The 21,340-nt window shown below is 63.0% G+C and carries 19 protein-coding genes; 10 read left to right on the top strand and 9 right to left on the bottom strand.

The window, feature by feature from the left end:
* The first annotated feature begins 55 nt into the window (after positions 1-55).
* Both FDP28_RS14595 and FDP28_RS14590 read left to right on the top strand, forming a co-directional pair.
* Complete coding sequence (locus tag FDP28_RS14595; protein ID WP_144662227.1) at positions 56-1,534, top strand: WXG100 family type VII secretion target; 1,479 nt, start codon at positions 56-58, stop codon at positions 1,532-1,534.
* Positions 1,531-2,157, top strand: coding sequence for a hypothetical protein (locus FDP28_RS14590; RefSeq protein WP_144662225.1), 627 nt, complete (start codon positions 1,531-1,533; stop codon positions 2,155-2,157). Before FDP28_RS14595 ends, FDP28_RS14590 begins: the two co-directional genes overlap by 4 nt.
* Here the strand turns inward: FDP28_RS14590 and FDP28_RS14585 are convergent.
* The gene (locus FDP28_RS14585) at positions 2,154-2,609 is read right to left on the bottom strand and encodes an Lrp/AsnC family transcriptional regulator (protein WP_144662223.1); all 456 of its coding nucleotides are present in this window, start codon (positions 2,607-2,609) and stop codon (positions 2,154-2,156) included. The two genes, FDP28_RS14590 and FDP28_RS14585, sit on opposite strands and share 4 nt — an antisense overlap.
* Before the next feature lie 102 nt (positions 2,610-2,711).
* Between FDP28_RS14585 and FDP28_RS14580 the strand changes: the two genes are divergently transcribed.
* A complete protein-coding gene (locus tag FDP28_RS14580; protein ID WP_144662221.1) occupies positions 2,712-3,353 on the top strand; it encodes a LysE family translocator in 642 nt (213 codons plus the stop codon).
* Here FDP28_RS14580 and FDP28_RS14575 read toward each other — a convergent pair.
* The 3 genes from FDP28_RS14575 to FDP28_RS14565 form a co-directional block, all read right to left on the bottom strand.
* Positions 3,350-3,817, bottom strand: coding sequence for an SRPBCC family protein (locus FDP28_RS14575; protein WP_144662219.1), 468 nt, complete (start codon positions 3,815-3,817; stop codon positions 3,350-3,352). The two genes, FDP28_RS14580 and FDP28_RS14575, sit on opposite strands and share 4 nt — an antisense overlap.
* Positions 3,814-4,179: an ArsR/SmtB family transcription factor gene (locus FDP28_RS14570; protein ID WP_144662217.1), complete on the bottom strand. Its 366-nt coding sequence runs from the start codon at positions 4,177-4,179 to the stop codon at positions 3,814-3,816. The genes FDP28_RS14575 and FDP28_RS14570 overlap by 4 nt, the downstream gene beginning before the upstream one ends.
* 93 nt (positions 4,180-4,272) lie before the next feature.
* A complete protein-coding gene (locus tag FDP28_RS14565; RefSeq protein ID WP_144662215.1) occupies positions 4,273-5,244 on the bottom strand; it encodes a hypothetical protein in 972 nt (323 codons plus the stop codon).
* A 156-nt stretch (positions 5,245-5,400) separates the two neighbouring features.
* On the opposite strand from FDP28_RS14565, the gene FDP28_RS14560 reads away from it, so the two are divergent.
* Complete coding sequence (locus FDP28_RS14560; protein WP_144662213.1) at positions 5,401-5,880, top strand: DUF4383 domain-containing protein; 480 nt, start codon at positions 5,401-5,403, stop codon at positions 5,878-5,880.
* 138 nt (positions 5,881-6,018) lie between these two features.
* Here the strand turns inward: FDP28_RS14560 and FDP28_RS14555 are convergent, their stop codons facing one another.
* From FDP28_RS14555 to FDP28_RS14535, 5 genes are all read right to left on the bottom strand, one after another.
* Complete coding sequence (locus FDP28_RS14555; protein ID WP_144662211.1) at positions 6,019-8,067, bottom strand: glycoside hydrolase family 28 protein; 2,049 nt, start codon at positions 8,065-8,067, stop codon at positions 6,019-6,021.
* A gap of 215 nt (positions 8,068-8,282) precedes the next feature.
* Positions 8,283-9,095: an IclR family transcriptional regulator gene (locus FDP28_RS14550; protein WP_144662209.1), complete on the bottom strand. Its 813-nt coding sequence runs from the start codon at positions 9,093-9,095 to the stop codon at positions 8,283-8,285.
* Positions 9,096-9,181: 86 nt separating this feature from the next.
* Positions 9,182-10,438, bottom strand: a complete 1,257-nt coding sequence (locus tag FDP28_RS14545; protein ID WP_144662207.1) for an aminopeptidase P family protein — start codon at positions 10,436-10,438, stop codon at positions 9,182-9,184.
* Positions 10,439-10,469: 31 nt separating this feature from the next.
* The gene (locus FDP28_RS14540; protein WP_144662205.1) at positions 10,470-11,828 is read right to left on the bottom strand and encodes an MFS transporter; all 1,359 of its coding nucleotides are present in this window, start codon (positions 11,826-11,828) and stop codon (positions 10,470-10,472) included.
* Positions 11,829-12,607: 779 nt separating this feature from the next.
* Positions 12,608-13,279 (bottom strand): GntR family transcriptional regulator, encoded by a 672-nt coding sequence (locus tag FDP28_RS14535; RefSeq protein WP_144662203.1) that lies wholly within the window; start codon positions 13,277-13,279, stop codon positions 12,608-12,610.
* A gap of 152 nt (positions 13,280-13,431) precedes the next feature.
* Here FDP28_RS14535 and glyA point away from each other — a divergent pair, with 152 nt between their 5' ends.
* Genes glyA through FDP28_RS14505 form a run of 6 tightly spaced genes read left to right on the top strand, consistent with a single transcriptional unit; the run spans position 13,432 to position 21,339 of the window.
* Positions 13,432-14,775, top strand: a complete 1,344-nt coding sequence (glyA, locus tag FDP28_RS14530) for a serine hydroxymethyltransferase (RefSeq protein WP_144662201.1) — start codon at positions 13,432-13,434, stop codon at positions 14,773-14,775.
* Positions 14,772-15,992: a sarcosine oxidase subunit beta family protein gene (locus FDP28_RS14525; RefSeq protein WP_144662200.1), complete on the top strand. Its 1,221-nt coding sequence runs from the start codon at positions 14,772-14,774 to the stop codon at positions 15,990-15,992. Before glyA ends, FDP28_RS14525 begins: the two co-directional genes overlap by 4 nt.
* Positions 15,993-16,009: 17 nt before the next feature.
* On the top strand, positions 16,010-16,375 hold the full coding sequence (locus tag FDP28_RS14520; RefSeq protein ID WP_144662198.1) for a sarcosine oxidase subunit delta: 366 nt from the start codon (positions 16,010-16,012) through the stop codon (positions 16,373-16,375).
* A complete protein-coding gene (locus FDP28_RS14515; protein WP_144662196.1) occupies positions 16,372-19,317 on the top strand; it encodes a sarcosine oxidase subunit alpha family protein in 2,946 nt (981 codons plus the stop codon). The genes FDP28_RS14520 and FDP28_RS14515 overlap by 4 nt, the downstream gene beginning before the upstream one ends.
* Positions 19,310-19,948: a sarcosine oxidase subunit gamma gene (locus tag FDP28_RS14510; protein WP_144662194.1), complete on the top strand. Its 639-nt coding sequence runs from the start codon at positions 19,310-19,312 to the stop codon at positions 19,946-19,948. Before FDP28_RS14515 ends, FDP28_RS14510 begins: the two co-directional genes overlap by 8 nt.
* Positions 19,948-21,339, top strand: coding sequence for an L-serine ammonia-lyase (locus FDP28_RS14505; protein WP_144662192.1), 1,392 nt, complete (start codon positions 19,948-19,950; stop codon positions 21,337-21,339). The genes FDP28_RS14510 and FDP28_RS14505 overlap by 1 nt, the downstream gene beginning before the upstream one ends.
* Position 21,340: the final 1 nt, after the last annotated feature.

Below are 21,340 nucleotides of genomic sequence, written 5' to 3'. Positions count from 1 at the left end.
TTGCGGCGCCAGCCTAGGATGGGTTCAAGCAACGGCACACTACATTGGGGGCAACGTGGCGGGTAATTTCCATGGCGCGGACGTCGCACAGTTGCGGCAGTTGGCCAAGGAGCTTGCCCGTAACGCGGACAAGCTCACGAATTTGGGGCAACAGCTGTCGGGCACCATCACCAACAGTCAGTGGCGGGGGAACGACGGCGACCACTTCCGTCACGATTGGAACAGCTCGCACCTGCGCGCCCTCCAGAGCGCGGCGTCCGGCATTAAGGCAGCCTCCCGGAGTCTGTTGAAAAATGCCGATGAACAGGAAGCCGCGAGCACCCAGGGCGGAGCGGGCGGTGGCGGCGCCGGCGCTTCCGGCTCCGGCGGTAACGGCCAGGAGCTCACGGATCTGTTGAACGGGATGACTCCCGAAGAACGCGCCGAGTACCTGCGCAGCGACGAGTTCAAGAAGTGGGCGCTTGAGCACCCTCAGGAAGCCAAAGCCGCCATGGACGCGGCAGCTGACTCGGGACTCATTGAGAAGAAGTCTCCCGAGTACTCGCAGTTCCTCAGCGACTATTGGAACCAGCAGGCCATGCGGGAGATGGGCATAGACCCCTCCACCTGGGACACCAGCAAGGGCACTGAATATAACTGGGAGACCATCAAGAAGGTCTACGACTTCTACGGTCAGGCATTTCTGGCCAATCCGGACCTCCAGTGGGCCGGCATGGCCAATATGATCGGCCCTTCCTTCGCCGGCGGGTTCAAGGACATGGCCATGCTGCGCGATCTGGCCCGGCAGATCGCCGATAACCCGGCCTCCGATATCCCCATCCCGGTACTCGACCAGATCGAGCAGCTCGCGGGCATGACCGACGCCGAGATCAAGTTCTACGAGACGTCCATGCTGGACATGAACAAAGAGATCTTCCTGGACCAGGCCCGCCAGCACCAGGCCTACATGAACGGCGGCATTGACGAGATCAACCGCCTCCGGGACTCCGGCGCAATCGACCCAGCTACCGCAAAGGCGTGGGCGCAGATTGATTCCGGCGATCCGGCGCAGGTCAAGGAGGGCAACACGGCCCTGCTGTACCGGGAGCAGAACGAGATCATCGCCGACGATTACGACACCATGCGCAGCCATCCTGGAGGGGAAGCGGTGACCTACATGGTCACCTTGGCAGGTGAACCCTCCATTCCCGGAGCAAAGAGCTACCCCGAAGTGTTCCCGTACAAGTTCAGCGTGGAAAGCCCTGGGCCACAGAACCTCCCCTTCACCAACTGGGACAACCCAGCACAGTTCCGCACGGACTTCACCACCGGATTCCCGGACGGCAACATTGCCGACGCCGATCAACGCTGGGCCCTGATCAAGCAGGACACCCTCCCGGCGTACCAGGAGCTGCTGGCCAACAATCCCCAGCAGGCCCGGGACATCGTCGGTTCAGATTTCAACGACCGCGTTGAGCAGTACAGGCCAACCAACAACATTCCGGGCATCATGGACCGTTTCCTGGACGGCTTTGACGCGGAGGTCCACCAATGACCCGGATCATGAGAGTCCTGGGACTGGCAGCCGCGTGCGTGGGCATCCTCACCACCACGGCCTGCCAGGTCCCCATGCCCGTTTCACCATCAACGTCCCAAGGGAGCACAGTGATTACCTCGGAATTTTCCACGCTTGATGCCGCAGGTGTTGACCGGATCAGGACAGACAAACGGGCCAAGCTGGACATGAGCGGTGGAACCCTGCAGAAATCGGCTATGCGGGTAACGGACGACAGCTACGGCCCGGAAATCAACACCCAGGACTCGGGGAAGATCGAGCTAACCATTGTGGGACCCAGCGGAGAGATCCACGCCCAAACAGACCGCATCCGGTTCAAGACCACCGATGCCCGTCCTGATTTCACCGAAGTCACCTACTTCCTCACGGCGGATTCCGCAGAGGACTTCGCTGCGCTGATCCGTGACGGAGTGGAAAAGTACGGTATCGATGCCGACGACGCCGAGCGATGGATCTCCTCCACCAGCAAGGACTCATCCGCAAAGAGCGACTACTCCCTGACCTCGGGAACCAGTACCGGATTGGAGGTCAACTACGACCTCCGCTTCGATGGCTCCAAGGAAACCCAGGTCATCATCGTCCACGTAACTCCGGTCAGCTAAACCGGCGGCCCGATGTTGGTCTTCAGGTTCTTCATGACCAGTGTCGACGTGAGCCGCTCCACCGCGGGCAGGGCGGCAAGCTCGTCGTCGTAGAAACGCTGGTACGCAGGCAGGTCCGCGGCTATGACCTTCAACAGGTAGTCGGGTGAACCAAACAGGCGCTGTGCTTCGACGATGTTGGGGTTGGCAGTAACCCTGGCTTCAAAAGCGGCCATGGTTCCCCTATCAACCTGCCGCAAAGTAACGAACACGATCGCTTCGAACCCCAGCCCCACCGCCGCCGGGTCGATGTCCGCGCGGTATCCGCGGATCACCCCCGTCGACTCCAGATCCCGGAGCCTGCGATGGCAAGGAGCCACCGTCAAACCGACCTTGGATGCCAGGGCTGTGGCAGTCATTCGACCATCCTCTTTGAGGTGGCGCAAAATACTTCTATCGATGCCGTCAATCACGCAATAATCTTACGCAAGACCCGGCCTTCAGAGCTAAATAGGCGAACACTTACGGGCTTAATTTCCCTAGAGTTTTCCCTACCAACCAACTCTGGAGAGATCGTGAATCCGCAACTGTTCCTCGCGTTTATCCTCGTGGCAGCCACGCTGGCCTGCACACCCGGCGTCGACTGGGCGTACTCGATTTCAGCCGGTTTGCGTCAACGCAGTTTCGTGCCCGCAGTTGCCGGCTTGTGCAGCGGCTACATTATCCACACCCTCCTGATGGCGGCCGGTCTGGCCGCACTCCTTGCCGGCGTCCCCGGCCTTCTGGGTTGGCTGACGATCGCGGGTGCGGCCTACCTGCTGTGGCTCGGCATCGGCACCATCCGCTCGTGGCGAGGTGCGAGCTTCAGTGCGGAAGACGGCGTCGTGCATTCCGGAAACCAGCTCCGCACCTTCCTCCAGGGCATGGGCACCAGCGGCATCAACCCCAAAGGGCTCCTGTTCTTCGTCGCCCTGGTGCCCCAATTCGTCAGTCCCGAGGCCGCGCTGCCCGTGCCAGTCCAGTCCGGCCTGCTGGGGCTGACCTTCGTGCTACTTGCCGGCGTGGTTTACACGGCTGTTGCCCTGACGTCGAGGAAGCTGCTCGCGTCCCGGCCCGGTGCCGCGCGGGCTGTCACGCTGACCAGCGGGATCATCATGATCGGGCTGGGGACTTTCCTGTTGTCGGAGCAGATCCTGCCCCTGCTGCCGCACGTTTAAGCGGCAAGCAGTTCGTCGAGACGCTCGTATCCCTCCACTACTCCGTAGTTCATGCCGGTGGCCAGAGCCATGTCGCGTGCTTCCACGGTCGGATAGACCTCGTGGGCAACGATTCGCGTGCGGCCTCCGGTTTCCTCGAAAGTGGTGGTGCTGATGCCCACTTGGTTGGGGGCGCCGTCGAATTCGAACGTCATGATGATCAGTGCGTCGGTTTCGACCGTGTGAAAGATGCCGCGGAAACCGAACATGGCGTCTTCGTGCCCGCTCTCGTAGTGCCAGCTGCCGCCCGTGGTGGCGTCGTACTTGGTGACGTTCAGCGTGGCGTTACGCGGCCCCAGCCATTTGGCCAGGAGGTCGGGGTCAACGTGGGCTTTGAAGACCGCACTGACGGGCGCGTCGAACTCCCGGACGGTGTCGACGAACGGGACGCCGTCATCTGCGGTGATGGTGGTTGGATTGCTCATTTCAGTTCCTCTTCCTTTCCTTGTTCCTGCTGGGAGGTGGCGAGCAGTTGGTCGAGCCTTCTGTAGCGGGACTCGGCGATCAAGCGGTACTGGTCGATCCACGCCGTCATGCGTTCCAGGGCGGCGGCGTCCAGATGGACGGGCCTGCGCTGGGCATCGCGGGAGCGGGTCACCAGGCCTGCATGCTCCAGCACCTGTATGTGCTTGGACACTGCCTGCTTGGTAATGGCGAACGGTTCCGCGAGCTCGTTGACGGTTGCATCTCCCCGTGAGAGACGGGCAACAATGGCCCGCCGGACCGGATCCGCCAGTGCCATGAACGCCCTGTCCAGGGTTTCGTGACCTGGAACGTCGTGTGCCATCTACCCTCAAACCTTCCGTAATCAACCAAATCCTTTATCAATGATTTGGTTGATTACGAGCGTACGCCGCTTCCGAGGTCAGCACAATAGTCCCTATTCGCCGCCCAGCTGCCGGAAGTCGTTCTCCCAAAGCCGCCGCATTTCTGCGTCTTTGCGGATGACCTCCATGGACTCCAGCTCAGCCGGGGGAGCGTGCCGCATGGATCGCGGCGTCAACGTCCGGCGGCCCTGGTCCAGCGCCAGAAGAGCCCTGTCCGTCAGGGCGTCGTTCTTCAGCGCCAGATTGGTCTTCCTGCGGCGAAGGACCTCCTTCAAGGCAGCCTGGGCTGACTCGAAGTCGCCCCTGGCGCGCTGCGACCGCGCCCGGATCAGCAACAGCGCGGCCGAAAGGTCGTCGGTATTCAGCAGACCCTCGGTCCACACCACTACGTCACGGTGGCGCTCCAGGGAAAACGCCGCTGTGCAGCGGGCCAAGGCAGAAGGCAACGACGGCGGCAAACCCACCACAGCTTCAAGGGCGGCTTCGGTCATCCCCATTTCCCGGAGACAATGGGCCAGCGCCAGGAACACGGATTCCTCGCTGAACAGCACGGGGACCTCGATGCGTTCGGCGACCTCAACCCGGGTGACCACCTGCCCAAGGTACGTCGCCGAGAACTGGCTGGCGTCGTCGTCGATCCTGGTAGTCAACCCGCGCTGCAGCAGTTCGGACGCGCGCAAGTATCCGCCATGTTTGTAGACCAGCAACCCGGCCATGATGTGGCACAACCCGGCCCAGCCCGGGTTCGCCCGCGCGAAGGCGAGGAGGCGGTCCGGTTCTGTGGAGGAAAAGACGGCGTCATGCATGGCTTTCGCCGCCTTCGAAGACAACAGCTTCAGCCTCGGGACACTGCCCACCACGGACAAACGTGCATGGTCCCGGCCACTGAGGACTCCCGAAAGAACATCGTTCACGCCGTCAGCCAAACCGCGCACAGGCGTCCGGACGTAGCCCTCGCGGAAGGGCGTCAGATCCCGGACATCATAAAAAATGGTGTGCACGCGACCGTTCGGCACTTGGCTCATGAATCCATGCTAACCGGCTCCTGAACCGGGCCGATCCCCTGCTATCCGGAGCATTTCAGGAGTATTATGGCGGCGTCGGCAAGGTTTTGCCACACCCCTTGCCGCAGGTCGGCTCTCCAGCAGAAGAGCCGCATAACCGCGTGAAAGGGAGGACTGATGACCACCGCTTCGCACCCTGCCGAACACCACCACATGATGGGGTTGACACTTCGCAACACCGCCATGGGCGTTGGCATAGTATTTCTGCTGGTAGGCGTCCTGGGCTTTATCCCGGGAATCACCACCAATTACGGCGCCATGACCTTTGCGGGACATGAATCCGGCGCCATGCTGCTTGGAGTCTTCCAAGTGTCCATACTCCACAACATCGTTCACCTGCTGTTCGGCGCGGCCGGATTGGCCATGGCAAGGAACGACCGCATGGCACGCCTGTTCCTTCTGGGCGGCGGCGCCGTGTACATCGTCCTCTGGATCTACGGCCTGGTCATCAACCAGGGAACGGGCGCCAACTTCGTCCCGTTCAACACGGCCGATAACTGGCTCCACCTGATCCTTGGCGTTGCCATGATCGGCCTCGGCGTCTGGCTCGGCAGGGATGTCATGGACGAAACAGCCGCGACTCGAAGGAAGATGTAAGCCCTCGATATTTGCGGAAACAACGACGGCGGCCGCTCCTTTTCGGGGGCGGCCGCCATTCTTAGCGCCGAGATGGCATTTGATGACAATGTCGATGCCGCCGATTGTCATTAACTGCCAACTCGGCGCCGCCAAGCTCTACTTCCCGGGCGGTGCAGGGCTCACGTTGGTAAAAGTGTTGCCTGTGGAGTACTGGTCCAAGCGCCAGGGGTTGGCGTTGTTCCGCACGCTCTGGAACGTCACGTTGTCGAAGGAGGAATCCGTCAGGCCCTTGATGTTGGCCGGGTTGACGTTGCGGAACACCACATCCTGGAAAGTGAAGGCACTCAGGGTCGCCGTTCCTTCGCCGAGCGCGGGACCCGCCTGGATGTCGATGACCGGCTTGCTGTCGGACACAGCCATGCCGCACGTGGGCGAATTGTTGCCGTCCACCGAAACGTTGCGGACCTGCACATCCTTGAACGTGGCCGAGTCCGCAGCAAGATATCCCGACGGCGACTGGTTGTAGCTCAGCGTCATGATGAACGCGCTGCTTCCCATGCACGCCATGGCGGTGTCGCGGAAGAGGAAATCACGACCTCCGCCGGCCATGTCCGAGGTACTTTTCATCCGCAGGCCGCCGGTTTCAACTTTGTACATGACGTTGTCTTCAGCAAGCACGCGCTGCACCCAAGCCGCCGTGTTTGAACCGACGGCAACACCGCCGTGGCCCATGCGCATGTAGTTGTTGAAGATCCACACGTCCTCGCTCGGTCTGCCAAGGGCTCCGTATTTACCCTGGCCTGCCGCGAAGTTGACCTGGTCATCGCCGGTGTCAAAGAAATTGTTCAAGACGATCCCGTTGCTCGCACCGCCGAACTCCAAACCGTCACCGTTGTTGGCGTTGTACGTGGTGTGCCGAATCGCGTTGACAGTGCTGTTTTCGGTGTCCAGGATCATCACCCCGTGGAACGCCGGGTTGTCGGCCGTGACCCCCTCGATGTACAGGTTCCTCACTCCCATGAAGGTCATCAGGCTTGAACGGTACTGCCCGTAGAGTACGGAGTCATCCAGCGTTTCAGGCTTGTTGATGACGCCGGTGAGGGCTTCCGGATTCTCCTTGGCCTTGCGGAACTGATCGGCGGCAAGCACGCCGTCGTCCAGGACCTTGCTTGCCGAACTCGCCACATACTGGGGTATTTCGTTGCCGGCTTCGTCCACTATCGATCCTTCGGCGGTCCGCTTCCAGCCGTTTCCGTCCACGACGCCTTTGCCGACGATGCGCACGTTGCTTGCAACCGCGCCCGGCTCGCGATTTCCGGCGGACCTGCCGTTGTCGTCCGGAAGGACGTTAATGAGCGACGGCGGCCTCCGGTAGTTTCGGTATTCAGCCTCGGTTGGGAGGGGGTCGGGGACGGGATAGAGGTAGTAGCCCTTATCCAAGGGATAGTCCTCAGCAAGGTCGGAACCGAGCAAACGGGCTCCTTCCCGAAGCTCCAGGGTCATGTCCGAGTGCAGGAAGAGCGCGCCGGTTTTGAAGGTTCCGGCGGGAACCACCACAGTACAGCCAGGTGTGCGGCAGGTGTCGATTGCCTTTTGGATGGCCTTGGTGTTGAGGCTTGCCCCATCGCCCACGGCCTTATAGGCCGGATCTGTGATACTGACTTCGTGGCGTGCCGGCGTGGTGGTCACGGTGATCGGTCCACTCGCGGCAGACTCGCTGCCATCGGCCCTGATGGCGGTCACAGCGAACTGGTAGCTGGTGCGCGGAGACAAGCCCGTCACGGTGTAATTGTGGGCAACGGTCCGAACGTGGAATCCGTCCTGGTCGGCGGCCCGGAATGCCTCCACGTATTCCTGGGCAGGCGAGAAGGTGCGCGCATTTTCCTCGGCGGTTCCCACAGCGCGTCCGTTCAGGTAGACGCGGTAGTCCACAACGTCGTCGTAAATGTCCGGTTTGTTCCACACCAGCAGCGTCTTGGTACTGTCCGTCGCCTGCGCCGGAACGCACAGGTTTTGCGGGACCCTGCCGCTTCCGTCGCTCAGGAGAATGCTGGTACTGGAGCACGCCGGGCTGTCCACCTTTCCTGCGGGGGCGGCACTTGCCGGCAAGGCGACGGCGGCGACGGATGTCATTCCCATCACCGCTGCCAGCATGGTGCTTGCCAGACGGTGCCGGGACTGCGGTTTTCTTCGGGTCGATCTCATGGAAATCCTTCCCGGGGCACAACGATGTACCCCAGTACTTGGAGGAACAGAGCTCTCCAGTGGGTGTTTGAGATGGCTAAGAAAACGTTTTCTCAAGATACCCTAGGAAGGATTGGGCGCGCGGTCAAGAACCTCACCCGCCGACTTGGCAATTAATGACAGTGTGGGGGCGCTGGATTGCCATTAACTGCCATCTCGGTGACGCCCCGGGCCGGCTACTGAGGGGTGCGGCCACCCAGACGGGTTGTGACCTTGGCCGCCGCCGCCGCGCAAGCCTCGCCGAGGCCGGCCAGGACTTCCTGCGAAACGCGGAACTTCGGAGCCGGGATCAACACCGAGGCCACGATGCTTCCCCGATGGTCGTACACCGGGGAGGCAACGCCAACCTCTTCGATGGACGTTTCGCCGAAGTTGACGGCCCATCCACGTGCCGCGCTTTCCTTGAGCCGGTCAAGGTACATCTCCACGGAATCATCATCCAGCCCAGGCAACGTGATGGACCCGCCACGGAGCAGGTGACGGACCCGTTCCGGGTCTTCGGCTGCCAGAAAAACCTGCACGGAGGAGCTCAGCGCCTCCGTGTATCGGGCCCCGAGCGGAGCAAGGTGCTTGACCTGGTGTCGGCTGGGGATCTGCTCCACACACATGGATTCGACGCCGTTCCACACCATGAGCGCGCTGGTCTCGCCGGTGCGTTCGGTCAACTCCTGCAAAACGGGGTAGGCAACCCGCCGCTCATCGAGTTCCGCCAGGAGGGGGCCCGACATTGCGATCATGCCCAGCCCCAAGCGGAACCTGCGCGAATCGACGTCGCGCTCCACCAAACCCTCTTGCTCCAAAGTGGCCAAAATCCGCGAGACGGTGCTCTTGTGCAGACCAATACGGCCTGCGATTTCCGTGACTCCAAGGAGGGGTTCGCCCGCAGAGAAGCTACGCAGCACTGCAATGGCGTTCACGATGACCGAGGTGCTCTTGCTGTCACCGTTACCGCTGGTGTCAGGCGTCTCGCTGGATTCGGAGGGAGTCATAGGTTCACTATATTTCGCTGCGGGCTGCTGGCGTTGCGTCGCCGGAACCGGTGGGCGCCGTGCACTGCGCCCACCGGTCCCATCACTTACGCTCCGATGATGTTGTGCTCGGGGCCGAACGGGAACTTGGTGATGTTCTCCGCGCCGTCCTCGCCCACCACCAGGATGTCGTGCTCACGGTAGCCGCCTGCGCCCGGCTGGCCATCCAGCACAGTAATCATCGGTTCCATGGATACCACCATGCCCGGCTCCAGTACCGTCTCGATGTCCTCGCGCAGTTCAAGGCCAGCCTCACGCCCGTAGTAGTGGCTGAGCACGCCGAACGAGTGGCCGTAGCCGAAGGTCCGGTTGGCGAGCAGTCCGTGGCTGACGTAGATCTCGTTGAGCTCCGCGGCGATGTCCTTGCACACGGCGCCGGGCTTGATGAGTTCCAGTCCCCGCTTGTGGACTTCAACGTTGATGTTCCACAGCTCAAGGGAACGGGCGTCGGGTTCACCGTAAAACAGGGTGCGCTCAAGGGCGGTGTAGTAACCGCTGGTCATCGGGAAACAGTTCAGGGACAGGATGTCGTGTTCCTGGATCTTGCGGGTCGTTGCCCAGTTGTGGGCGCCATCGGTGTTGATCCCGGACTGGAACCACACCCAGGTGTCGCGGATTTCCGAGTCCGGGAACGTGCGCGCGATTTCATGGACCATGGCTTCAGTGCCGATCAGCGCTACCTCGTACTCCGTGATCCCGGCTGTAATGGCGTTGCGGATGGCTTCGCCGCCGAGGTCACCGATGCGGGCGCCGTGCTTGATGACCGCGATCTCTTCCTGCGACTTGATCATGCGCTGCCGCATTGCCGCCTGGGCAACGTCAACCAGCGTTGCTCCGGAGAAGGCCGCCTGGATCTTGTTGCGGTTATCCAACGGCAGGGAATCATCTTCGACGCCGATGCGGCGCGGGTTGATGCCGCGGGTGCGGAGGACTTCCTGGATGGCATGGATGTAGTTGTCACGGCGCCAGTCGGTGTACACGAGGTTCTCGCCGTAGCTGCGGCGCCAAGGCATACCGGCGTCGATATTTGCCGTGATGGTGACTGTGTCGTCCTTGGTGACCACCATGCCGTACGAGCGTCCGAAATAGGTGAAGAGGAAGTCGGAGTAGTACTTGATGGAGTGGTAGCTCGTGAGGATGACGGCGTCGAGGTCTTTCTCGGCCATGATGCTGCGGAGGCCTGCGAGACGGCGTTCGAACTCGGCATCGGAGAAGGTCAGTGAGACCTTTTCGCCGTTATTGAGGACCTTGGTGCGCTCGAGCTTGGCGACGTCGTTGACGGACTCGTGTTCGGTGATGGTCATGGTGATTCCTTTCAATGGGTGTAGTTGTTTCTCAGTCCTGCTGCAGCGGCTTCTTTGACGTTTCTGCTGCGAAGAGGACTGCGACGAGGGAAACCAGGGAGGCAGCCACGAGGTACCAGCCAGGTGCCAGCTGGTTGTGGGTCATGCCAATCAGGAGTGTCGCCATGAACGGGGCGGTACCACCGAACAGGGCGTTGGAGAGGTTGAAGCTCACTGCAAAGCCGGTGTAGCGGACCTTGGTGGGAAAGAGTTCGGCGAGGAAGCTCGGCAGGGTGCCGTCATTGAGAGTGAGCATCCCGCCCAGCAGGATCTGCACCAGCACGATCACGAGGAAGTTTCCCGTATCCAAGAGCATGAAGGCCGGCACAGTCAGCAGCACGAACAGGACGGACGCGGTGAGGAGCATCTTCTTCCTGCCAAACCTGTCCGATGCAATTCCCGTCAGGAAAATGAAGCCGATGTAGCTGGCCAGCGCGATCGTGGTTGCCAGGAAGGACTCCGTGGCGCCGAAACCAAGTTCTTCCGAAAGGTACGTCGGCATGTAGCTGAGGATGACGTAGAAGCCCACGGCGTTGAGCAGCACAGCTCCCGTGGCGATGATGAGCTGCTTCCGGTAGGTCCTGAACATGGCGAAGGCCGGCGCCTTGACGGCATGGTCCTTCCCCGCCAACTCCCGGAATGCGGGCGTGTCCTCGAGCTTGGTCCTTATGTACCGCCCGATCAGGCCCATGGGTGCTGCGAGCAGGAAGGGCAGGCGCCAGCCCCATTCGTTCAGCTGCTCAGCGGTCAGGACTGAACTCAGCAGGGCGGCGAGCAAGGAGCCCAGCAGCAGTCCCGCTGCGGTACTTGCAGGCACGACGGCGGCATAGAGTCCGCGCCTGTGTGCCGGTGCGTACTCCACGAGGAACGCGGAGGCACCTGCATATTCGCCTGCCGCCGAGAAGCCTTGGACCACCCTGACGAGCAGGAGCAGGATGGGCGCCATGACGCCGATCGTTGCGTATCCCGGAATCAGCGCGATGCAGAACGTGGCAACTGACATCAGCAGGATGGACAGGGACAGTGCCTGCTTTCGTCCAAGCCTGTCGCCAATGTGGCCCCAGATGAAACCGCCAAGCGGCCTCACAAAGAAGCTGATGGCGAAGACACCGAAAGTTGCGAGCAGGGCGGTTTGCCGGTCCGACTCGGGGAAGAAAACTGAGGAGATGATGCCGGCCAAGTATCCATAAACGGCGTAGTCGAACCATTCGACAAAGTTGCCGATGAAGCTCGCAGTGACAACTCGCCGTCGAGTGTCCTTACTGACCGTGCTATCGGGGCTGGGTGTGTGGTTGTAGCCAGAGGCGGTTGGGTTGCCTTGCTCGGCTGCCACAGAGGATTCATTGCTCATGTGTCCACCAAAATCATTGGGGTTGCATTCAACGCAACGCTGTTGCATCAGACTACGTGTGTGGTGGATCACGGTCAAGGGGTTGTTTTTACTGTGACATGGGTTGCTGAGGAAAATTCATAAGGGAGAACGAGTCATGACTGGAAGCGCCTTAGCGTTGCAGTGAACGGTTCGAGGTTGCGACGAACGCCCAAATGACCTCCACCCTCACTCACATCCCCCGACCTCCAACCCAACCCCCACTCACATCCCCCGACCTTCAACCCAGCCCTCACTCACATCCCCCGACCTTCAACCCAGCCCTCACTCACATCCCCCACCCTTCAACCCAACCCCCACTCACGCAAAGCAAGAGCCCGACGTCGGCACCGGCCTGGGTGCCAACGTCGGGCTTTTGGCCTGCCTATGAACAAACGTCGTCCGCCTCGAGCAAGTTGGTCGGGGGTGTCGGAACAACGGAGATTCGGGGTTGGCCTGACATCGCCGGGTTTAGCCTGGCGGAAGGACTGATCGTGAGAGAGCGTCACCCCAAACAGGCGGGACGTGAGCGAGCGTGCGTCGCAAGGACGCGGGATGTGAGAGAGGGTCCGCAGCAAGCACGCGGGACGTGAGAGAGCGTCACCCCAAACAGGCGGGATGTGAGCGAGCGTGCGCCGCAAGGACGCGGGATGCGAGAGAGCGTGCGCCGCCAGGACGCGGGACGTGAGAGAGGGTCCGCAGCAAGCACGCGGGACGTGAGAGAGAGGGTCCGCCCCAAGCAGGCGGGATGTGAGAGAGGGTCAGAGAACCTTGCGGATGGTCTCTTCGAAGCTCACAACATGGTGCGTGGCCAGCTTGGCGGCGAGTTCTTCGTCTCCGTCGGCGATGGCGGTGAGCAGCTCTGCATGCTCGGAGATGTGCCCCGAAACGGAAGGCATCTTTTCCAGCATGTGGCACCAGATGCGGGTGGCGAGGTTGTCGTACCGGATAAGGACGTCCTCCAGGTGCGCATTGGCCGAGGCTTTGTAAATAAGCCGGTGGACCTGGATGTCGTAGCGCATAAGTTCCGCGGAGGACGCATCCTGACCCTCGAGGTCACGGATGGCGGCAGCGACGTCACGCAACTCGGACCGCATGGCTGGGCTTGCCATACGGGCAGCCTTGCGTGATGCGAGTGGTTCCAGGAGTTCGCGGATTTCGGAGACTTCAGCGAGCTGGGTGATGTCCACGCCGGTGGCGAACGTGCCGCGGCGGGGGTAGGAGACCACCAAGTGATCGCCCTCCAGTCGCTTGATGGCCTCACGGACAGGCGTCCGACCGATGCCGAGTTCGGCGGCGATCTGACCGTCATTGATGGGGTCGCCGGGCTTGATGTCCAACATGATGAGCCTGTCGCGCAGGAGCAGGTAGGCGTTATCCGCCAGGGACGTACCCTGCGGGACTGTTTCCAAAGCTTCCAGTGCTGTGCTCATCGCCTTCTCCCAACGCCGTGCTCCCCCAGTCTGCACGAGGACTTTCAGCAGATCTGTTGACGACTATGTGATCTCCAACATACCATGGCAACAGTTCTAATATATTAGTTGACTAACAGTCAGCCACTACCCGTACTTCTAAGGAGAACACCATGGTTGCACCGTTGATCCGCCCGCTCGCCCAGGCGGACCCGGAGGTTGATCAGGCGATCGCCCAGGAACTGATCCGCCAGCAGTCCACGCTGGAAATGATCGCCTCGGAGAACTTCGCCCCTACGGCCGTCATGGAGGCCCAGGGCTCGGTGCTCACCAACAAGTACGCCGAGGGTTACCCGGGCAAGCGCTACTACGGCGGCTGCGAGCACGTGGACGTCATCGAGCAGCTCGCGATCGACCGTTTGAAGTCCCTCTTCGGAGCCGAACACGCCAACGTCCAGCCGCACTCCGGTGCCCAGGCCAACGCCGCAGCCATGCACGCGCTGATTACGCCCGGCGACACCATCATGGGCCTGAACCTGGCCCACGGCGGCCACCTCACCCACGGCATGCGGATCAACTTCTCCGGCAAGTTGTACAACGTGGTTCCATACAGCGTCCGCGAAGACACCCACACCATCGATATGGCCGAGGTGGAGCGCCTGGCCGTTGAGAACAAGCCGCAGCTGATCGTTGCAGGCTGGTCCGCTTACTCCCGCCAACTGGACTTCGCCGAGTTCCGCCGGATCGCCGACTCCGTTGGCGCGTACCTCATGGTGGACATGGCCCACTTCGCCGGCCTGGTCGCCGCGGGCCTGCACCCAAGCCCGGTCCCCCACGCCCACATCGTCACCAGCACCACGCACAAGACCCTCGGCGGTCCCCGCGGCGGCGTGATCCTGACCAACGACGCCGACATCGCTAAGAAGGTCAACTCGGCCGTCTTCCCCGGCCAGCAGGGCGGACCGCTGGAGCACGTGATCGCGGCCAAGGCCGTCGCTTTCAAGTTCGCCGCCGAGCCCGAGTTCAAGGAGCGCCAGGAGCGCGTCCTTGAAGGTTCCAAGATCATTGCTGACCGTCTCCTTAAGGAAGACGTCGCAGCAGCCGGCATCTCCGTCGTCAGCGGCGGTACCGACGTTCACCTGGTCCTCGTCGACCTCCGCAATTCCGAGCTCAACGGCCAGCAAGGTGAAGACGCACTGCACCACATCGGCATCACCGTGAACCGCAACGCCGTCCCGTTCGACCCCCGCCCGCCGATGGTCTCCTCCGGCCTCCGCGTCGGCACCCCGGCACTGGCCGCCCGCGGTTTCGGCGCCGAAGAGTTCACCGAAGTTGCAGACATCATTGCGACGGCGTTGATCGCCTCGGCGGCCAGCGGCACCCTGGGTGACCAGACCGCCGTCGAACTCCGCAGCCGCGTGACCGCGCTGGCGGACAAGTTCCCGCTCTACCCCCACCTTTCCAACAGCGGATCCGCATCCGCACTTGAAGCAGAATTGATTGGAGCAGCCCAGTGAGTGTCGACCACCTCCCCGAACACCCTGACTTCCTCTGGCGCAACCCGGAACCCAAAAAGTGCTACGACGCAGTGATCGTTGGCGGCGGCGGGCACGGCCTGGCCACCGCGTACTTCCTGGCGAAGAACCACGGCATGACCAACATCGCCATCCTGGAAAAGGGCTGGCTGGCCGGTGGCAACATGGCCCGCAACACCACCATCATCCGTTCCAACTACCTCTGGGACGAGAGCGCCGCCATCTACGAGCACGCCCTCAAGCTCTGGGAAATCCTGCCCGAGGAACTCGAGTACGACTTCCTGTTCAGCCAGCGCGGTGTCATGAACCTCGCCCACACGCTGGGCGATGTCCGCGAAAGCATGCGCCGCGTCGGTGCCAACCGCCTCAACGGTGTGGACGCCGAATGGCTCGAGCCGGACCAGGTCAAGGAACTCTGCCCCATCCTGAACACCAGCGACAACATCCGCTACCCCGTCATGGGCGCCACGTACCAGCCGCGCGCAGGCATCGCCAAGCACGACCACGTTGCCTGGGCCTTCGCACGCAAGTGTGACGAGCTGGGCGTGGACATCATCCAGAACTGTGAAGTCACCGGCTTCATCAAGGACGGCAACCGCGTCACCGGCGTCAAGACCACCCGCGGCACCATCAACACGGAAAAGGTTGGCCTCGCAGCCGCTGGCCACAGCTCGGTGCTTGCCGAGATGGCCGGTTTCCGCCTCCCGATCCAGTCCCACCCGCTGCAGGCATTGGTCTCCGAACTGCACGAGCCCGTCCACCCGACGGTGGTCATGTCCAACCACGTGCACGTGTACGTCTCCCAGGCACACAAGGGCGAGCTGGTCATGGGTGCCGGCGTCGACTCCTACAACGGCTACGGCCAGCGTGGTTCCTTCCACGTGATCGAGGAGCAGATGGCAGCAGCCGTGGAGCTCTTCCCGATCTTCGCCCGGGCACACGTGCTCCGTACCTGGGGCGGCATCGTGGACACCACGCTGGACGCTTCCCCGATCGTCGGCGTGACCCCGGTGGAGAACATGTTCGTCAACTGTGGCTGGGGAACCGGTGGCTTCAAGGGAACCCCCGCAGCGGGCCTCACCTTCGCCCACACCATCGCCACGGGTGCACCGCACGAGCTCAACGCCCCGTTCGCACTGGAACGCTTCGAAACCGGTGCCCTCATCGACGAACACGGCGCCGCAGCCGTGGCCCACTAAGACAGGAAGGCAAGGACATGCTCCTCATTTCATGCCCCAACTGCGGGCCACGCGACGAAACCGAATTCCACTACGGCGGACAGGCACACGTCCCCTACCCGGAAAACCCGAACGACCTCTCGGACCGCGAATGGGCTGAATACCTGTTCTACCGCGAGAACACCAAGGGCACCTTCGCCGAGCGCTGGGTCCACAGCACGGGTTGCCGCCAGTGGTTCAACATGCTGCGCGACACCGTGAGCTATGACATCCACTCCATCTACGCGATGGGCTCACCGCGGCCGGACATCACAGGCCAATCAGCAGAAGGCCAAGCCGGCGGACCCGGCCTGGCCCCAGGCGCCCCCACCACAACCACCTCCCCGGAAGGAGCCCAGAAGTGAGCAGCCAGAACGCCCGCCTCGCTGCCGGCGGCCGCATCGATCGCAGCATCTCATGGCGCTTCACGGTGGACGGCCGGGAATTCACCGGCCACCCGGGAGACACCATTGCGTCAGCGCTGCTGGCCAACGGCCACATCAACGCCGGAAACTCCCTCTACGAGGACCGACCCCGCGGCATCATGGCCGCTGGCGTGGAAGAGTCCAACGCCCTGGTCAAGATCGCACCCCGCTTCCCGGGCCACGTTGCCGAGTCGATGCTCCCGGCCAGCGCAGTTTCGCTGGTTGACGGCATGGACATTGAGCTCCTGTCCGGCCTGGGCAAGCTGGACCCCAACGAGGACAAGGCAGAGTACGACAAGAAGTACGTCCACACCGATGTCCTGGTAGTAGGCGGTGGCGTTGCCGGCTTGGCAGCAGCACGTGAAGCAGTCCGCACCGGCGCCCGCGTCATCCTGATCGACGACCAGCCTGAGCTTGGCGGCTCGCTGCTCTCCGGCTCCACGGCCCCTGGGCTGCAGGAAACCATCGAAGGCAAGCCCGCCCTCGAGTGGGTGGCAGACGTCGAGGCCGAACTCGTTTCCGCCGCCGAATGCACGGTCTTGAACCGGACCACAGCCTTCGGCTCTTACGATTCCAACTACGTCATCGCAGCCCAGAACCGCACGGATCACCTGAGCGTCCCGGCGGCCCCGGGCGTCTCGCGCCAGCGGATTTGGCACATCCGTGCTGCACAGGTAGTCCTCGCTCCCGGCGCCCACGAGCGTCCGTTGGTTTTCGAGAACAACGACCGCCCCGGCATCATGCTCGCCTCGGCAGCCCGCACCTACCTGAACCGCTACGCTGTGGCCGCCGGCTCGCGGGTCGTCATCAGCACCACCAACGACTCCGCTTACGCACTTGCCGCGGACCTGAAGGCAGCAGGCGTACCGGTTGCCGCCGTCGTCGATGCCCGTCCGCAGATCAGCGCGAAGGCCGCAGCCGCCGTCGAAAGCGGTATCCGGGTCCTGATCGGCAGCGCCGTGGCGGACACCAGCGCAGATGAGTCGGGTCGCCTGAACGGCGTCACCGTCCGCAGCATCAACGACGACGGCGAACTCACCTCGGGCGTCGAACAGCTGGCTGCCGATCTGCTCGCCGTTTCCGGTGGCTGGAGCCCGGTGGTCCACCTCCACAGCCAGCGCCAGGGCAAGCTGCGCTGGGATGACGAACTCGCTGCGTTCATCCCTTCCAGCAAGGTCCGTGACCAGCAGGTTGTGGGCGCAGGCCGCGGAAGCTACGAACTGCAGGATTGCCTGGCAGAAGGCATCTCCGCAGGTGCCGCCGCTGCGATCGCTGCAGGCTTCGAGTCCGCAACCACTCCGTCCGAACTGCAGTCGCCGGTTGCCAGCGCACCCACCCGCCAGCTGTGGCTGGTTCCCGGCCAGAGCGGCGAACCGGGTGAGTGGCACAACCACTTCGTGGACTTCCAGCGCGACCAGTCCGTGGCGGACGTGCTCCGCTCCACCGGTGCGGGCATGCGCTCGGTGGAACACGTCAAGCGGTACACCTCCATCAGCACCGCCAACGACCAAGGCAAGACCTCCGGCGTCAACGCGATCGGAGTCATCGCCGCAGCGCTCAAGCACGGCGGCGCGGACTCTGTTCCAGGCATCGGCGAGATCGGCACCACCGCGTACCGTGCCCCGTTCACCCCGGTCGCCTTCGCAGCCCTGGCCGGCCGCCAGCGCGGCGAGCTCTTCGACCCCGCCCGCGTCACGTCCATCCACCCGTGGCACGTTGCCCAGGGTGCCTTGTTCGAAGACGTTGGACAGTGGAAGCGCCCCTGGTACTACCCGCAGGACGGCGAGGACATGGACACCGCGGTACTGCGCGAGTGCGCCGCAGTCCGCGACTCCGTGGGCTTCATGGACGCCACCACCCTCGGCAAGATCGAGATCCGTGGCAAGGACTCCGGTGAGTTCCTGAACCGCGTTTACACCAACGCGTTCAAGAAGCTCGCTCCGGGTTCGGCCCGCTACGGCGTCATGTGCACGCTGGACGGCATGATCTTCGACGACGGCGTGACCCTGCGCCTGGACGAAGACACCTACTTCATGACCACCACCACCGGTGGCGCAGCCAAGGTCCTGGACTGGCTGGAAGAGTGGCACCAGACGGAGTGGCCGGAACTCGATGTGGTCTTCACCTCCGTGACGGAGCAGTGGAGCACCATCGCCGTCGTCGGTCCCAAGTCCCGGGCCGTCCTCGCGAAGGTTGCGCCGCAGCTGGCCGAAAACGGTGGCCTCGAAGCCGAAAACTTCCCGTTCATGACGTTCCGCGAGACCACCTTGGCCTCCGGAGTGCAGGCCCGCGTCTGCCGGATCTCGTTCTCCGGCGAACTGGCCTACGAAATCAATGTGCCGTCCTGGTACGGCCTCAACACCTGGGAAGCCGTTGCTGCCGCTGGTGCCGAGTTCAACATCACCCCTTACGGCACCGAAACCATGCACGTGCTCCGCGCCGAGAAGGGCTACCCCATCGTCGGCCAGGACACCGATGGCACGGTCACTCCGCAGGACGCCGGCATGGACTGGATTGTTTCCAAGGCCAAGGACTTCATCGGCAAGCGTTCCTACCTCCGCCAAGACGCCAGCCGCGAGGACCGCAAGCACCTGGTGAGCGTCCTTCCGGCCGACCACTCGCTGAGGCTTCCCGAAGGAACGCAGCTCGTGGAGAAGGGCATCGCGGTCAACCCCGCCAACGGCCCCGTTCCCATGGAAGGCTTCGTGACCTCGAGCTACCACAGCGCCGCCCTTGGCCGTTCCTTCGGCCTGGCGCTGATCCAGAACGGCCGCAACCGCATCGGTGAGACGCTCCAGGCATCCCTGGGCGACCAACTGGTGGACGTGGTTGTTGGCGAAACCGTACTTTTTGATGCTGAAGGGACCCGCAAAGATGGCTGAAACAGCAGCACCCGCAGAAATCGTGAGCAGCCTCCGGGGCGCCCGCCGCAGCCCGGCAGAGCACCTCAGTGACGCTTTCACCTCCGGTTCCGTTCCCGGAACGGCCACCCTCACGGAAATCCCGTACCAGACCATGGTGGGCGTGCGCGTCGACAGGACGTCCGACGCCGGTGCCCGGGTTGCGTCCGTGACCGGCGGCTTGCCTGCCGCCAGCGGTGAGGTAGTAGCCTCCGGTGCAACCAGCACCATTTGGCTCGGCCCCACCGAGTTCCTGGTCGTGGCCCCCGAGGAGTCCCACGATTCGCTGGGTGGCTCCCTGGTGGGCGACCTGACCACTGCCTTGGGCAGCGACTCCGGCCAGGTGGTGGATCTTTCAGCCAACCGCACCACGTTCGAGCTCTCCGGCAGCCACGCCCGCGCGGTGCTGGAAAAGACGTGTTCCTTGGATCTCCACCCCCGCGTCTTCAAAGCCGGGACGGCCCTTTCCACAGAACTCGCACACATCCCGGTGGTGCTCTGGAAGACCTCGGACGAGTCCTACCGGATTCTTCCCCGGGCCTCGTTCGCGGACTTCCTGGGCCGCTGGATCCTGGACGCCATGCGGGAGTACGCATCCCCTGAGGTCCCGTAATGGCACTGAGTGTGCTCGACCTGTTTTCCGTGGGCATCGGGCCGTCATCGTCACACACGGTGGGCCCGATGCGCGCGGCAAAGCAGTTCACGGATGGTCTTGAATCGTCCGGCCAGCTTCCGGCCACGGTGCGCGTCCAGGCTGAGCTTTTCGGCTCCCTGGGCGCCACCGGCCGGGGCCACGGCTCGGACAAAGCCGTGGTGCTGGGATTGCAGGGGCACTCCCCCGAGACCGTGGACACCCGCACCGCGGATGACCAGGTTGCAGCAGCCGCCCTCGACGCCGAACTTCGGTTGGGCGGCGACCACCGGGTGGACTTCAACTGGGATGAGGACGTCGTCCTCCACCGCCGCAAGTCCCTTCCGGCCCACCCCAACGGCATGACTTTCCGCGCCTTGGACCACACCGGCACCGTACTGCGGGAACGCAGCTACTACTCCATTGGCGGTGGCTTCGTGGTGGATGGGGATGCCTCCGGCGCCGACAAGGTCGTCGCGGACGACACCGTCCTGCCCTACCCCTTCTCCACCGCCGACGAGCTGCTGGCCATCTGCGAACGCGAGGGTAAGTCGATCTCGGACATCATGCTGGCCAACGAACTGGTGTGGCGTTCCGAGGAAGAGCTTCGGGAGCGGCTCCTGGGCATCTGGGCCGTCATGCGCGAATGCGTGGACAACGGCTGCTCAGCCGAGGGCATCCTGCCGGGAGGCTTGAAGGTCAGGCGACGGGCGCCGTCGTTGTTCAAGAAGCTGTCGGAAACCGACGCCGACCTGAACGGCGCAAACTCAGCCGACCCGCTCCTCGCAATGGAATGGGTCAACCTGTTCGCCCTTGCCGTGAACGAGGAAAACGCCGCCGGTGGACGGATCGTCACCGCGCCCACCAACGGGGCAGCGGGCATCGTTCCGGCCGTGCTGCACTACTACACCAAGTTCGTTCCGGGAGCCAACGACGACGGCGTCGTGCGGTTCCTGCTGGCGGCGGCCGCCGTCGGGATTCTGTTCAAGATCAACGCATCCATTTCAGGTGCCGAAGTGGGCTGCCAAGGTGAGGTAGGTTCTGCCTGCTCCATGGCTGCTGCCGGGCTCTGCGAGGTCCTCGGCGGGACTCCGGAACAAGTGGAGAACGCCGCAGAAGTGGGCATCGAGCATAATCTCGGCCTCACCTGCGATCCCGTAGGCGGTCTCGTGCAGATCCCGTGCATCGAGCGGAACGCCATCGCCAGTGTCAAAGCGATCAACGCTGCCCGCCTTGCCCTGCACGGCGACGGCAGCCACAAAGTCTCCCTGGACAAGGCAATCAAGACCATGCGGGAGACCGGCGCCGACATGAAATCCAAGTACAAAGAGACCTCCCGTGGAGGCCTCGCCGTCAACGTAGTGGAGTGCTGAC

Source organism: Paenarthrobacter nicotinovorans (assembly GCF_007670255.1).
Classification (GTDB): Bacteria; Actinomycetota; Actinomycetes; order Actinomycetales; family Micrococcaceae; genus Arthrobacter; species Arthrobacter nicotinovorans_B.
The sequence above is the reverse complement of the archived record's forward strand: the minus strand, read 5'-3'. Positions and strand labels throughout refer to the sequence as shown.

What these genes read in the sequence shown, in the direction of transcription:
- FDP28_RS14590 (WP_144662225.1), top strand. Translation starts at nt 1,531, where the DNA reads ATGACCCGGATCATGAGAGTCCTGGGACTGGCAGCCGCGTGCGTGGGC.
- FDP28_RS14575 (WP_144662219.1), bottom strand. Translation starts at nt 3,817, where the DNA reads ATGAGCAATCCAACCACCATCACCGCAGATGACGGCGTCCCGTTCGTC.
- FDP28_RS14570 (WP_144662217.1), bottom strand. Translation starts at nt 4,179, where the DNA reads ATGGCACACGACGTTCCAGGTCACGAAACCCTGGACAGGGCGTTCATG.
- FDP28_RS14565 (WP_144662215.1), bottom strand. Translation starts at nt 5,244, where the DNA reads ATGAGCCAAGTGCCGAACGGTCGCGTGCACACCATTTTTTATGATGTC.
- FDP28_RS14560 (WP_144662213.1), top strand. Translation starts at nt 5,401, where the DNA reads ATGACCACCGCTTCGCACCCTGCCGAACACCACCACATGATGGGGTTG.
- FDP28_RS14555 (WP_144662211.1), bottom strand. Translation starts at nt 8,067, where the DNA reads ATGAGATCGACCCGAAGAAAACCGCAGTCCCGGCACCGTCTGGCAAGC.
- FDP28_RS14550 (WP_144662209.1), bottom strand. Translation starts at nt 9,095, where the DNA reads ATGACTCCCTCCGAATCCAGCGAGACGCCTGACACCAGCGGTAACGGT.
- FDP28_RS14545 (WP_144662207.1), bottom strand. Translation starts at nt 10,438, where the DNA reads ATGACCATCACCGAACACGAGTCCGTCAACGACGTCGCCAAGCTCGAG.
- FDP28_RS14540 (WP_144662205.1), bottom strand. Translation starts at nt 11,828, where the DNA reads ATGAGCAATGAATCCTCTGTGGCAGCCGAGCAAGGCAACCCAACCGCC.
- FDP28_RS14535 (WP_144662203.1), bottom strand. Translation starts at nt 13,279, where the DNA reads ATGAGCACAGCACTGGAAGCTTTGGAAACAGTCCCGCAGGGTACGTCC.
- glyA (WP_144662201.1), top strand. Translation starts at nt 13,432, where the DNA reads ATGGTTGCACCGTTGATCCGCCCGCTCGCCCAGGCGGACCCGGAGGTT.
- FDP28_RS14520 (WP_144662198.1), top strand. Translation starts at nt 16,010, where the DNA reads ATGCTCCTCATTTCATGCCCCAACTGCGGGCCACGCGACGAAACCGAA.
- FDP28_RS14510 (WP_144662194.1), top strand. Translation starts at nt 19,310, where the DNA reads ATGGCTGAAACAGCAGCACCCGCAGAAATCGTGAGCAGCCTCCGGGGC.
- FDP28_RS14505 (WP_144662192.1), top strand. Translation starts at nt 19,948, where the DNA reads ATGGCACTGAGTGTGCTCGACCTGTTTTCCGTGGGCATCGGGCCGTCA.